The sequence below is a fragment of the Agrobacterium tumefaciens genome (genome assembly GCF_013337285.1).
GTDB classification, from domain to species: Bacteria; Pseudomonadota; Alphaproteobacteria; order Rhizobiales; family Rhizobiaceae; genus Agrobacterium; species Agrobacterium burrii.
Genome location: NZ_SUPW01000001.1, coordinates 352062 through 364966 on the forward strand (window position 1 = coordinate 352062; position 12905 = coordinate 364966).

The 12905-nt window shown below is 59.5% G+C and carries 11 protein-coding genes; 3 read left to right on the forward strand and 8 right to left on the reverse strand.

Translation table 11 applies throughout. The annotated features are described in order from the left end of the window. Nucleotides 1-105: 105 nt before the first annotated feature. Nucleotides 106-957 carry an urea carboxylase-associated family protein gene (locus FCH38_RS01690; RefSeq protein ID WP_174372658.1) on the reverse strand — a complete coding sequence of 284 codons (852 nt, stop codon included), beginning with the start codon at nt 955-957 and terminating at the stop codon, nt 106-108. A gap of 110 nt (nt 958-1067) precedes the next feature. On the opposite strand from FCH38_RS01690, the gene FCH38_RS01695 reads away from it, so the two are divergent. After that, nucleotides 1068-1958 (forward strand): LysR family transcriptional regulator, encoded by an 891-nt coding sequence (locus tag FCH38_RS01695; RefSeq protein WP_153513634.1) that lies wholly within the window; start codon nt 1068-1070, stop codon nt 1956-1958. Here FCH38_RS01695 and FCH38_RS01700 read toward each other — a convergent pair. The 6 genes from FCH38_RS01700 to cckA form a co-directional block, all read right to left on the reverse strand. Next, nucleotides 1937-2887: a phosphatase PAP2 family protein gene (locus FCH38_RS01700; RefSeq protein WP_174372659.1), complete on the reverse strand. Its 951-nt coding sequence runs from the start codon at nt 2885-2887 to the stop codon at nt 1937-1939. The genes FCH38_RS01695 and FCH38_RS01700 overlap by 22 nt on opposite strands. 67 nt (nt 2888-2954) lie before the next feature. Beyond that, nucleotides 2955-3299, reverse strand: a complete 345-nt coding sequence (locus FCH38_RS01705; RefSeq protein WP_174372660.1) for an AzlD domain-containing protein — start codon at nt 3297-3299, stop codon at nt 2955-2957. Further along, on the reverse strand, nt 3296-4054 hold the full coding sequence (locus FCH38_RS01710; protein ID WP_174372661.1) for an AzlC family ABC transporter permease: 759 nt from the start codon (nt 4052-4054) through the stop codon (nt 3296-3298). The genes FCH38_RS01705 and FCH38_RS01710 overlap by 4 nt, the downstream gene beginning before the upstream one ends. A gap of 164 nt (nt 4055-4218) precedes the next feature. Then, complete coding sequence (clpA, locus tag FCH38_RS01715) at nt 4219-6726, reverse strand: ATP-dependent Clp protease ATP-binding subunit ClpA (RefSeq protein ID WP_149897687.1); 2508 nt, start codon at nt 6724-6726, stop codon at nt 4219-4221. A 10-nt stretch (nt 6727-6736) separates the two neighbouring features. Continuing rightward, entirely contained in the window at nt 6737-7090 is a 354-nt protein-coding gene (gene clpS / locus FCH38_RS01720) for an ATP-dependent Clp protease adapter ClpS (protein ID WP_149897688.1), read from the reverse strand. Nucleotides 7091-7362: 272 nt separating this feature from the next. Continuing rightward, complete coding sequence (gene cckA, locus FCH38_RS01725; protein ID WP_174372662.1) at nt 7363-9945, reverse strand: cell cycle histidine kinase CckA; 2583 nt, start codon at nt 9943-9945, stop codon at nt 7363-7365. Nucleotides 9946-10291: 346 nt separating this feature from the next. On the opposite strand from cckA, the gene FCH38_RS01730 reads away from it, so the two are divergent. Further along, a complete protein-coding gene (locus FCH38_RS01730; RefSeq protein WP_174372663.1) occupies nt 10292-11548 on the forward strand; it encodes a flagellar biosynthetic protein FliO in 1257 nt (418 codons plus the stop codon). A 120-nt stretch (nt 11549-11668) separates the two neighbouring features. Here FCH38_RS01730 and dksA read toward each other — a convergent pair whose 3' ends face one another. Next, nucleotides 11669-12088 (reverse strand): RNA polymerase-binding protein DksA, encoded by a 420-nt coding sequence (dksA, locus tag FCH38_RS01735; RefSeq protein WP_046800250.1) that lies wholly within the window; start codon nt 12086-12088, stop codon nt 11669-11671. A gap of 262 nt (nt 12089-12350) precedes the next feature. Here dksA and FCH38_RS01740 point away from each other — a divergent pair, with 262 nt between their 5' ends. Continuing rightward, the gene (locus FCH38_RS01740; RefSeq protein ID WP_423753165.1) at nt 12351-12866 is read left to right on the forward strand and encodes a SixA phosphatase family protein; all 516 of its coding nucleotides are present in this window, start codon (nt 12351-12353) and stop codon (nt 12864-12866) included. Nucleotides 12867-12905: the final 39 nt, after the last annotated feature.

Consider the following 12905-nt stretch of genomic DNA (forward strand, 5'->3'; position numbering starts at 1 on the left):
GGCTGGCCTTACACGCAACGTCATCCTCGGCCTTGTGCCGAGGATTCAACCACGTATCGTGACGTTAATCCGTTGCAGAGAACGGAGGAGACGTTTTCCGATTTATCACTCCACAGGGCGATAGGTATTCGTTTCCGGCCAGGGCCAACCTTCGAGCACCGCCATATCCGGCCGGAATATTTCCACCTTTAGCGGATAACAGAGAGCCGCATCGCTGGAATGGGCCGAGCCACAATCGCCACCCGGACAGGCGGACAGCGCGCCAATGAGATCGATTTCCGCAAAAAGCTCCAGATAATCTCCCGGCCGCACCGGGCTGGCCTTCATGAAATATTGATGCGTGTCGCGGGTGAACCCCGTGCACATGAAGACGTTCAGTACATCATGCACATGCGGCTCGGCCTCCCGGAATGACAGGCCGCTGGCCGAAGCAAGGGCGGTCGTCAGGTTAGAATGGCAGCAATGGTGATAGTCGCCGCCGCTGAGCAGCTTGTTGGTATAGGGATCGCAGCGGGTGCCAATTACATCATGCACGCCGCCGCCATCCTCGTCCCAGCCATACCATGACAATGTATCGTGGGTGATAGTCGCGATGGGTCGCAGGGACGGCAGGTTGCTCCACAGCCGGTTGCCGACGGAAACATGAGTGGCATGCAGGGCGCGGGTCTTGCCGCTGAAAAAGCGCTCGCTCAGGTCATGCGCGTTCCAGAGGTTCAAGTCCCCGACCTGCGGACCTTCGATGCTGACGATGCGGAAAAAATGCCCCTTCGGCACATTGAAAGTCCGGCCGTCACGCGGCGGCACGATGACCTCGTCGATCTTCTCCATGCCCTCCCTTGCCTTTTCCAGACGCGCAAGGTCCGGCTTCTCAAGCAAGCCGTTCGGATAAACGACGACAGGGCGGATAGCGCGGCGCGCGGCGGCATCGACGGGTTCGGCAGCAGGCATAAGGGTCATGAAATCCTCGCGGCAATGTAAATGTCGATGTGAAATTGCGGCATGAACGCCCGGCTGACAAGAAGGGTTTTTCTTGCGCTCAGCCCAAGCGTAACTTACCCTCATCAACGATGAAACTGCCGCCGCTCGCCACCCTTCGCGCTTTTGAAGCCGCCGCCAGACAACAAAGCTTTTCTGTGGCTGCGCAGGAACTTGGCATGACGGCAACTGCGGTAAGCCAGCATGTGCGCAATCTGGAAGCTTGGCTTGGCGTGGCTCTGTTCGACCGGCATGCGAGAGGCGTGAGACTTACCCCGGCCGGCCAGGAATTCGGCGTCACGGTTTCAGGTGGCCTGCGGCAGATCGCCTCCGGCGCGGAGCGTATCCGTCGGGGCCACGACCGCATGACTGTGCGCCTGGCGAGCCTGCCCTCCGTGGTGGCGCATTTTCTGACACCCCGCCTGCCCCGCTTCCGGGCGCTGCATCCAGACATACAGGTGTCGATCAGCTATTCCGGCACGGACTACGCCGTGGAGGCCGATCTCAGAATCATACATGGCGCGACCCCTGTGCAGAAAGCCGTGGCGCTCTTCAGCGCCGAGACGCGCCCGACATGCGCACCGGCTTACATTGCGAAATCCGGTACCTTCGATGACGTCTCCAGCCTATGCCAAGCGGAATTGCTGCATGATGACAGCGAGACGGCATGGCGGGAATGGCTGGCAACTGCTGGCCTATCCCCGCCACGGAGCGCCGGCCCGATCTTTGCGGATTTCAACCTGCTGGTGACCGCGCTGAAGACCGGTCAGGGCATTGGCCTGTGCCCGACTGCACTTCTGCGCGACGAGATCGCCGGAGGACAATTGACAGTGCTTTTCGACCGGGCTGCCGATACGGAAAAATATTACTGGCTGATTGAAGCCGAAGTGATGAGCGCATCGGCCCGGCTGTTATCCGACTGGCTTCTCGCGGAAGCCCGCGAGAGCGAAACCCATGGCAATTATTCCGCCGCGGTAAGTTGAGCCGGAACGCTTACCGTCTCACCGGTGCGCTTCCTTGCCGACATCCAGTTGAGCAGGCGGGCCGAGGCGGCGCAGACGATGACAAAAGCGATGAGACCGCCGAAAACATCGGCAAGATGATGTCCGCCTTGTACTAGAACGGCCAGTAGCATCACGAAATTCAATGGCAGGATTACCGCCATCACCAGCCGATGGCGCGGCACGAACCAGACGGACATCGCCGCCATGAAGATGTGGAATGACGGAAAGCCGATCAGCCCCAGCACGTTTCTGGGAGTAAGGTAACTCACGCCTTCCTGCCCCAGCCGCATCAATTCCCGCCCATAGGCAGGGTCGACAGCCAACGGAATGGTCTGCGTAACCCACTGCGGCAACTCATGATAGGCTTTGGCACCATAGGTCGGGAAAAATATCCAGAAGGTGATGCTGACCATGGCGCCAATCACCCCTGTGACGAGGAAATGGTGCAACATCCTGTCCTTACCGGTGAAACCCAGCGTGATGATGATCAGCAGGAGTTGCGGCAACGAGGTCGCGTAAACCATGAACAGCGTTTTGCCGATCCAGGGATATGTGGCCGCCCAAATGACGATATCCGGCCAGCTATAACCAAAAGCCGCATCCACACGGAAAAGCGCCTGATCGATGACCGGAAAAGCAACCGGCAGGAACATGTAATTGAAAACCGAGGCGACGAGCGAAAACAGGATGAACAGCCCGCTCGAAATCAGAGCGGCGGCGATGCCAGAATCGCGCCCGGTTTTGCGATAGAACTGGCCGAGGATAAAAACACCGGCACCTGCCAGCGCGCACAAAAAATATCCGATATAATCGACATTGATGCCTTTGAAAGCGATCAATGCCGCGTCGATAACGAGCAATACGGCAATAAAACCAACAACAAACCGTTCTGCCGCAAAGAGTCGCATGAAGCCGATATCCCTGTTTATGATCCACAATCTAAAACAGAGAGCTTTAATATTCGAATAAATGAAATCAAAAACCTAGCGCGAACAGCCCACCCGCCAGAAGAAAAATCGGAACAGCCACACCAACGATGATGCGCTGGCCGGACAATAGAAATGCCACGAAACCGAGTGCCGCCGCGCCAATGCGCAGCCACAGGGGCGTGGCCTCCAGCGTTCCGGTTGGAAAGACGATCAGCTTGGCGGTGACGGCCATGACCAGCGACGTAGCGACCGCCCTCACCCAATAAAGCGCCTCGGAATCTTCCTTGAGGCGGTTACCGGCGAGAACGCCGAGCCAGCGCCACAGATCGGTCGCCAGCCAACCGGCGATGGCGATGAACAGATAGGGCGCCCACCAATTTTCGGTCATCATGGTTCGCTCTCGGGTGAGACGGGTTTGATCTTTCGGCGGAAGACGAAGCGGTCGATCAGATAGGCGAGCGTACCTCCACCGATGCCGGCATAGAGGATGTCGAATTCGGGGGCGATCACCGCGAAGGCAGGCCCGGCGATCACGCCGATGACAAAAGCGACCTTGACGACGGAATGGCGGGCGGTGGCCCAGATCGATGCCACGAAATAGACGGGTGTGAGGAAAAACAGCACACCGGCGACCAACGGCGGAAAGGCGGCGACGACGCCGTAACACAGGCCGACGATGATGGCGTTGATGACGGTCAGCGTCATGCCGAAACCGGCGAACCAGGCGGCGCGCGCCTCACGCGGCACCTTCGACAGATTTTGCGTCGCGAAGACCCAGGCGGTGATGGCGACGAAATGCGAGAGAAACAGCAATATCCATGTCGGCGTCTTTGCGCCGCGCATCTCCGGAACGATGGATGCGACCATCGGCATCATCCGGACCGAGGACAGCGTGACCGCCAGAAAACAGGCGGCGAGATTGGCGCCACCGACCATCGAACCGATGAGGATCATCTTGGCCGGCAGAGCCCAGATCATCAGCGTCATGAACACTGCTTCGCCGCGCGGCACCCCGGATTCCAGCGCGAAGGCGCTGAAACCGACGAAGGATGTCATGAGAATGAGCGAGGGCAGTGAGAAGATGCCCCGCATTCCCCTGAAAAACCAGCCACGCAGGGAGATGGTGTCGCTATCGGCCGTTTGCATTCAGAATCCAATAATACATGTCGCCCGAAACTGAGCAGCGGTTTCAGGATAACGACGTGCATAAAACAAAAAACGCGTTGCGTGAATTCGGGAAATGCGTTGCGCTTTACACATGAAAATGCCGGGCTTTCGCCCGGCATCGGTTTATCGGTTGAGCAACCGCATCATTTCTTCTTCGGCACTTTCGGCACCGTATTGGCCTTGCGGCGCGGCTTGTTCTCTTCGTCTGGCTTGTCCGCCTCGGCGACTAGAACATCCGCCTCCTCTGCCGCTTTCGAGGCGGGTTTCGCCTTGGCCTTCGACGCCTTGCCCGGCGACTTGGCGGCCTTCAGCTCCGCCTCCGGCTTCGGCTTCACAGGCGCGGTCTCCGGCAGAACCTCAAGTTTAAGGCCGTCGGAACCGTCGTCCTTCTTGCCGACGGTGACGCTGACGACGCCGCCCTTCTTGAGCTTGCCGAAGAGAATCTCGTTGGCGAGCGGCTTCTTGATGTGTTCCTGGATCACGCGCGACAGCGGGCGAGCGCCCATCTTTTCGTCGTAACCCTTTTCCGCCAACCAGGAGATCGCATCTTCGTGCAGATCGAAGGTGACGTTGCGTTCGGACAGCTGGGTTTCCAGCTGCATGACGAACTTCTGCACGACCTTGTGAATAACGGCGGTCGGCAGCGGCGAGAACGGAATGATCGCATCCAGACGGTTGCGGAATTCCGGCGTGAACAGGCGGTTGATCGCCTCTTCATCCTCACCCGTGCGACGCGAAGAACCGAAACCGATGGCCGACTTGGCCATTTCGGACGCGCCCGCATTGGTCGTCATGATGAGGATAACGTTGCGGAAGTCGATCTTCTTGCCGTTATGGTCGGTCAGCGAGCCATGGTCCATCACCTGCAACAGAATGTTGTAGATATCCGGATGCGCCTTTTCGATTTCGTCCAGCAGCACCACCGAGTGCGGATGCTGGTCGACGCCATCGGTCAACAGACCGCCCTGATCGAAGCCGACATAACCGGGAGGTGCGCCGAGCAGGCGCGACACGGTATGGCGCTCCATATATTCCGACATGTCGAAGCGCAGCATCTCGACACCGAGCGAGGCGGCAAGCTGCTTGGCCACCTCCGTCTTGCCGACACCGGTCGGGCCGGAGAAGACATAGGAGCCGATCGGCTTGTTGGGTTCGCGCAGGCCGGCACGCGCCAGCTTGATGGCTGTTGCCAGCGCCTCGATGGCGATATCCTGACCATAAACGACCGAGCGCAGTTCCTTTTCAAGATTGGCGAGAACCATCTCGTCATCCTTGGACACCGTCTTCGGCGGAATGCGGGCCATCGTCGCGATGGTGACCTCGATTTCCTTTTCGGTGATCAGCTTGCGGCGCTTGGATGCCGGCAGCAACATCTGGGCGGCACCGGTCTCGTCGATCACGTCGATCGCCTTGTCCGGCAGCTTGCGGTCGGAAATATAGCGGGCCGACAATTCGACGGCAGCCTTGATCGCCTCGTTGGAATATCTCAGGTGGTGATATTCCTCGAAATAGGGCTTCAGACCCTTCATGATGGCGATGGTGTCATCGATGGACGGCTCGTTGACGTCGATCTTCTGGAAACGACGCACCAGCGCACGGTCCTTTTCGAAGAACTGCCGATATTCCTTGTAGGTGGTCGAGCCGATGCAGCGGATCGCGCCCGAAGACAACGCCGGCTTCAACAGGTTCGATGCATCCATCGCGCCGCCTGACGTGGCGCCAGCACCGATGACGGTGTGGATTTCGTCGATGAACAGCACCGCACCCGGAAACTCTTCGAGTTCCTTAACGACCTGCTTCAGCCGCTCTTCGAAATCGCCGCGATAACGGGTGCCGGCGAGCAGCGTGCCCATGTCGAGCGAGAAGATCGTGTCGTTGGCCAGCGCTTCCGGCACCTTGCCTTCAACGATGCGCTTGGCCAGACCTTCGGCGATTGCCGTCTTGCCAACGCCGGGATCACCCACATAAAGCGGGTTGTTCTTGGAGCGGCGGCAGAGAATCTGGATGGTGCGGTTGACCTCCTCGTGACGGCCGATCAACGGGTCGATCTTGCCGTTTCTCGCCTTGTCGTTGAGGTTGACGCAATAGGCTTTCAGCGCGTCCTGCTGCTTTTTAGCGGACGGACCTTCTTCCTCGGGATTGCTGCGGCTTGCCTTCGGATCGGCTTCGGGTTCGTCGGCGCCGCGTGGTGCGCGGGTCTGCGACGTGCCCGGACGCTTGCCGATACCGTGGGAGATGTAATTGACCGCGTCGTAACGGGTCATTTCCTGCTCCTGCAGGAAATAGGCGGCATGGCTTTCGCGCTCGGCGAAAATGGCGACGAGCACGTTTGCGCCGGTCACTTCCTCGCGGCCGGACGATTGCACATGGATGACAGCCCGCTGAATGACGCGCTGGAAGCCGGAGGTGGGCTTGGAATCCTCGTCATAACCGGTCACGAGGTTGGTCAGTTCGTTGTCGACGTAGTCGCTGACGGTCTTGCGCAGCGCATCGAGATCGACGTTGCAGGCGCCCATCACGGCGGCGGCATCCGCGTCGTCGATCAGCGCCAGAAGGAGATGTTCAAGCGTCGCATATTCGTGGTGACGCTCATTTGCAAAGGTCAGTGCCTGGTGCAGCGCCTTCTCGAGACTTGGGGAAAAAGTTGGCACGTTGCGATCCTCATTTCTTTTCCATGACGCATTGCAGCGGATGCTGGTGCTGTCGGGCGAAATCCATGACCTGGCTTACTTTCGTCTCTGCGACCTCATATGTAAACACCCCGCATTCGCCCACACCGTGCTGGTGCACGTGCAGCATGATACGGGTTGCCGCTTCGCGATCCTTCTGGAAAAAACGCTCCAGAATATGAATAACGAACTCCATGGGAGTGTAGTCGTCATTCAGTAAAAGAACACGGTACAAATTCGGTCTTTTCGTCTTTGCCTTGACGCGGGTGATAACGGAGGTACCGCGGTTGTTGCCGCCGTCTTCCCCGTCGCCCTCGCCCTGCATGTAGATCGGCCTAGCGATCATCTTTCATCATTCTCCACACTATTCTCGAACCGACAGCTCATCGCCAGCAGGGAGAACTTCGCCTCTTCATATCTAGGTCGTCGTGACGCGATTTTAAGCCCCTTGCGCAACGGCGCAATCACTATTGCGTTTGCAAGGAGGCAAACCTCGGGAAAAATTGGGGACTTGCGGCAGCGCTTCGGCAAACTGCGTGACACCCGCCGTCCCCGAAGCATTTTTTGGCCAGGCGGCAGCGGTTCCCGCGCATGGCAGGCGACGGCGAAAATCCGTCGTCATTCCTTGGCGTCGAGCATTTCGCGAACGGCAATGGCCAGTTGCTTCAGCGAAAAAGGTTTCGGCAGGAAGCCGAACTTGGCGTCCGCCGGCAGGTTTTTTGCGAATGCGTCCTCGGCATAACCGGAAACGAAGATGAATTTCAGATCGGGATAAGACTTGCGCAGTTCCTTAAGCAGCGTCGGGCCGTCCATTTCAGGCATCACCACATCGGACACGACGATATCGACCTTGCCTTCCAGCTCTTCCATTACCTCCAGCGCCTCGGTGCCGGAACCCGCCTCATGCACGGTGTAACCGCGGGTTTCCAGCATGCGCTTGCCGCCGCGCCGCACCGCCTCCTCGTCCTCCACCAGCAGTACGACAGCGGAGTTGCCGGTGAGGTCGAGCGGTTCTTCCTTTACCGGCTCAGGTGCCGCCACAGGAGCGAGCGCTGCTTCTCCAGGCTGCTGGCCCGCAACGGCCTCCACCACATGGCGCGGCAGGTAGATGCGGAAGGCTGTTCCCTTGCCCATTTCCGATTCGGGATAGATGTAACCGCCGGACTGCTTGACGATGCCATAGACCATCGACAGGCCGAGACCGGTGCCCTTGCCGACTTCCTTGGTCGTGAAGAAGGGCTCGAAAATCTTGTCCATGATTTCAGGCGGAATGCCGGTGCCATTGTCGGCAACTTCCACCATGACCATGTCTTCCGCCGGAACTTCCGGCCGGCCGAGTGCTGCCGCCTCCTGCGCATCCACATTGCGGGTGCGGATGGTGATCTTGCCACCTTCAGGCATGGCATCGCGGGCATTGACGCAGAGATTGATGAGCACCTGCTCGAATTGTGACAGGTCAGTCTTCACCGGCCAGAGGTCGCGTCCGTAATCCACCTCAAGCTTGACATTGGTACCGGAAATCAACCGGTCGACCAGCATGCGCAGATCGCCGATCACATCCGTCAGATTGAGGATCGCCGGACGCATCGTCTGCTTGCGCGAAAACGCCAGCAGCTGGCGCACCAGAACCGCTGCGCGGTTGGCGTTGCGCTTGATCTCCATCAGGTCGGCGAAACTCGGATCGGCGGGCCGCGCCTGTAGCAGCAGATGGTCGGATGACAGCAGGATGGCAGTCAGCACATTGTTGAAATCGTGGGCGATACCGCCCGCCAGCGTGCCGACGGCATTCATCTTCTGCGTCTGCGCCATCTGGGTTTCCAGCGCCTTCTGCTCGGTCACCTCGATGGCATAAACGATCGCCACTTCTTCGGGCGCCTCGTCGTCCTGATCGATGACAGCGTTGACGTAGAAACGGAAATGTCTGGTCTCGTCGCTCGGGTGGCGCGAATCGAACGGTGCGATATCGCCCTGCCGGTCCTTCGCCTCGGCCAGCGCCTGTTCGAGCCGCGGCTTCTCATTGTCGTGCAAGACGGTTTCAAGCGCCACGCCACGGTCGATATCGTCACGCCCGACGACACCGGAGAACAGCTTCAGGAACGGCGCATTGATGCGCAGAATGCGGCCTTCGCCATCGAGCGAGGCAATCGCCATCGGCGTATTGTTGAAGAAGCGCGTGAAACGCATGGCGGAGGATGATTCGGTATCCTCCTGCCCCTTGGGGCGCATCAGAACGATCGTCCGGCTTTCACCGGGTGCTCCATCCTTCAAGGTGACCTGATGCACGAGGCGGGCCGGCATGCTCTGGCCGTTCACCCGGCGCATGTCGAGATCGAGGATTTCGGTGCGCTTGGCACTGCCCTGCGGATGGACGGATTCGATCAGCGCCATGCCTTCGCCGGCGACGATATCGGACACCGTCATCGAGCCGGGTGAAAATTGCGCCAGATCGATGCCCAGCCATTCGGACAGGGTGGCGTTCAGATAAACGATCTCGCCCTTGCGGCCGGCGGAGAAGAAACCGGCCGGCGCGTGGTCGAGATAATCGATGGCGTTCTGCAATTCGCGGAAAAACCGTTCCTGATCCTCGCGCTCCGGCGTGATATCGGCGATCTGGAAGACGTGCAGCCCCTCGCCGCCCGCATCCTTCAGCACCCGGCCTTTCAGCCTGTACCAGTGCGGCCCGGCGCTCCCATCCTCGCCCAGCGGTTTCTGCAGCCGGAACTCCTCGTAACCGTCGCGGCCTTCCCGCAGCACGTTGATGAGCCGGTAAAGCGCTTCGGTCGATTCCCGGCTGCGCGACAGCAGCGTTTCGAGGCTCTGGATATCGCTCGCCCTGGTGGTGCCGCTCATGCGGCAATAGGTGGCGTTGGCATAGACCATATGCCCCTTGGCATCGGTGATCAGCGTGCCTTCGGGATGGGCCGACAGGAACCGGCGGGCAAGCCCGTCCGATTGCGACTGCGGCATGACCTCGATGAAACCGATGATCGACGAGACCAGAAAAAATATGCCCATCATCGCCAGCACGCCCAGAATGCCGAGCACGATTTCGTTTTCCAAAGAGTTCTTGAAATAAACGAAGGCGGCGGCAGCGGCGATCAGCACCAGCGCCAGAAGCAGGATGCGCAAAACCGTGCCGGAACGGGCACGCCTGTCCACCAGCGGAAGGTCGTTGTCGCTTGTCTCGCGCACCCGTGTCATCTTGGCCTCGCAGTCGTGCAGGTCGTCATTCGGTCAGCCACGGTTCTCGACGGAATCGGGCGTTAAAATTTCTTGTAGCAACTCGCTTGCGCATCAAAAAGCTCCGCCGGGCCACAAAGGCTTAAAAACGCACAGGGAAAACGCTTAGAAAGGCGCAATACACAGGCCTTTCAGTCGGCAAGGGAACCGAAAGCCACACCAGGCGGTTTTGTGTTCCAGGGGGACGGTGGCGGATAAACCTTGTATCGCGCCCAAAAAAATCGTCTTTTCCTGTTTGATGTTCACACTATAAGAACCACGGCAATATTAATTGCCCAAGAAATTAAAGGCCAGAAAATCTGAAGGGATGATCTCCATGATGGAAGATTTTATCGGCACCTATGGAAATAATCTCATCGTTGCCGTCGTCGGTGTGGGTGCGGCGCTGCTTATTCTGGCGATCGCTTTGTGGATCCTGCGCCGGCGCAGCGGTTCGTCGCCGTTTATCCGTGGCGGGCGCAACCGGCAGCCGCGCCTGCAGGTTCTCGACGCGACGGCCGTTGATGCGCGCCGCCGTCTGGTGCTGGTTCGCCGCGACAATGTCGAGCATTTGGTGATGATCGGCGGCCCGACCGATATCGTCATCGAAAGCGGTATCGGCGCAATTCCTATCGTCAGGGACGTGCAGGAGCCGGAACTGAAGGCCCTGCCGCGTCAGGAGAGCGAACCGAAGAGAGCCGAGCCGTCTATTCCCCAGGAACGCCGCGCCGCCCTGCCGCAACAGCCGCCCGTCGCAGCGGCAGCCCCTCCCGTGTCGCAGGAACCGGTGAGACAGCCGCAACGGCCGGAGCCGGCCCCGCCTGCTCCTCGCCCGCCACAACCGGCCGCAACAACCGCACCATTGCCGCCACGTCCATCGACACCGCCGCAACCCGTATCGCCGCCGCCCGTGGCAGTCCGCGAGCCCGCTCCACCGGTCAGACAGGCCGCACCAGAGAGGGAGATCGTGCGTCCCGTCCCGCCACCGCCAACAATGGCTGCCGCAGCCCCGGCAGCTGCCATTTTGCCAGTAGCCGCCGCGTCGCTCGACATGGCCAGCGAACGAAGCGAGCCGCGTCGTGCGGAACCCTTCGTACCCGCTCCGGTACAGACACCGATACCGGTCGCACCACCGGCGCCAGCACAGGCGACGCAGGCAAAGGTGGAGGAAGAACGGCCGACGGTCATCGCCCCACCGGTTTTTGCCGCGCGCGAGCCGGTATTCGACCAATCCAGCGCCGCAGATTTTCTCGATGCGGCGCGCGAGCGGGTTCTTCCCGGCATGAAGCCTGAGCAGAACGCGCCGCCCGCCCCCTTCCCGCCGAAACCCGAAAGTCCGGCTTTTGCGTCCAACGACGCTGAACCGAAATTTTCCGATGAGCTGGCCAGCGATTTCGAGAGCTTTCTCGAAGCGGAGATAGCCAAGAGCCGGGATGCGGATAACGAACCGGCAATTGCCGCCGCCGAAAAGCAGCAGAAAAACGAGCCCGTTTCGCCACCAGTTACCGGAGCGTCGCCAGATGGTGACGTGCAAAAGGAAATGGCGCGTATTTTTGGCGAGCTTTCCGTTACCCGCGACCGCTGAGGCGGCGTGCATAAAGCTTCAATGCCAAAAGGGCACGGAACAATTCCGTGCCCTTTTGCTTGTGCTTGTGCAGGTGCTTAATATGGCCGGTTCGCTGCGGCGTCCGGCACAGCAGCCTTGTTATTCGTCGCGATAAACTTTTTCGCGACGCTCGTGACGTTCCTGCGCCTCGATGGAGAGCGTCGCTATCGGGCGGGCGTCCAGACGCTTGAGGCCGATAGGTTCACCCGTTTCCTCACAGAAACCGTAGGTGCCGTCTTCGATCCGCTGAAGAGCCGCATCGATTTTGGAAATCAGCTTGCGCTGACGGTCGCGGGCGCGAAGTTCGATCGCCCGGTCTGTTTCGGATGAAGCCCGATCAGCGAGATCGGGGTGATTGGCGCTTTCTTCGGCGAGATGTCCGAGGGTCTCGCGCGCTTCTCTCAGGATGTCATTTTTCCAGGCGACCAGCTTCGCGCGGAAGTAGGCCCGCTGGCTGGCATTCATGAACTCGTCGTCTTCCGAGAGTACATATTTGCTAAGATCGATCTTCTCACTCAACGCGATTCTCCTCGAAGAACATCTCAATGCGGCGGTGTATACTCCAATGATATAGGCCGGTTCAAGTCTACAGATCAGTTTTCAGGCATTTTTAAAACTGACACAAAAATCATCTAAATGACTAATTTTTATCCTCTATTGGCGTCGAGGCGATCTGTTCTTCGATCACTTCAATGCGACTTGCCAACAGGAAAGAGGACTTGCGGTCCCTCGATCCTATCCTGTAGCATCCGGCTGTACCCAGAGTTTCGAACGCCGGTTCCTGCCCTTGACAGTTTCTCATCCGAAGCGAGTTTATCTTTTACGCCACGCCAAAGCCGCCTGGGCGGCGCCGGGGGAACGCGATTTCGACCGGGGATTGAACGAGGCAGGTTTTGCCGAGGCGGAGATCATTGCCGACCTTGCCGCCGACCGGCGCTACCGCCCCGACCTGCTCTTATCCTCCACCGCCGCACGCTGTCGGCAGACCACGCAGGCCTGGCAGCGCGCCTTCAACGAAGGCATCGAAATAGCCTATGTCGATGAGATGTATAATGCGCGCAGCGAAACCTATCTCTCCCTCATCGCAGCGCAGACGGATGCTGGTTCGGTGATGCTGGTGGGCCATAACCCCACCATGGAGGCGACACTGGAGGCGATGATCGGCGAGGATATGCTGCATGCCGCCCTGCCCTCCGGTTTCCCGACCGCAGGGCTCACCGTGCTCGATTACGACGGCAGTGGCGCAAATGGCGAGGATCGCTGGCGGCTGGTCGATTTTCTCTCACCGGGCAAGTAGCCGCCCCAACGCGTGACGGAGCCATCGCCGATGGCGGCT

Coding starts and splice junctions, on each gene's coding strand:
- FCH38_RS01690 (WP_174372658.1), bottom strand. CDS start 957: ATGACCCTTATGCCTGCTGCCGAACCCGTCGATGCCGCCGCGCGCCGC.
- cckA (WP_174372662.1), bottom strand. CDS start 9,945: ATGACACGGGTGCGCGAGACAAGCGACAACGACCTTCCGCTGGTGGAC.
- FCH38_RS01730 (WP_174372663.1), top strand. CDS start 10,292: ATGATCTCCATGATGGAAGATTTTATCGGCACCTATGGAAATAATCTC.
- FCH38_RS01695 (WP_153513634.1), top strand. CDS start 1,068: ATGAAACTGCCGCCGCTCGCCACCCTTCGCGCTTTTGAAGCCGCCGCC.
- FCH38_RS01705 (WP_174372660.1), bottom strand. CDS start 3,299: ATGATGACCGAAAATTGGTGGGCGCCCTATCTGTTCATCGCCATCGCC.
- FCH38_RS01710 (WP_174372661.1), bottom strand. CDS start 4,054: ATGCAAACGGCCGATAGCGACACCATCTCCCTGCGTGGCTGGTTTTTC.
- FCH38_RS01700 (WP_174372659.1), bottom strand. CDS start 2,887: ATGCGACTCTTTGCGGCAGAACGGTTTGTTGTTGGTTTTATTGCCGTA.
- clpS (WP_149897688.1), bottom strand. CDS start 7,090: ATGATCGCTAGGCCGATCTACATGCAGGGCGAGGGCGACGGGGAAGAC.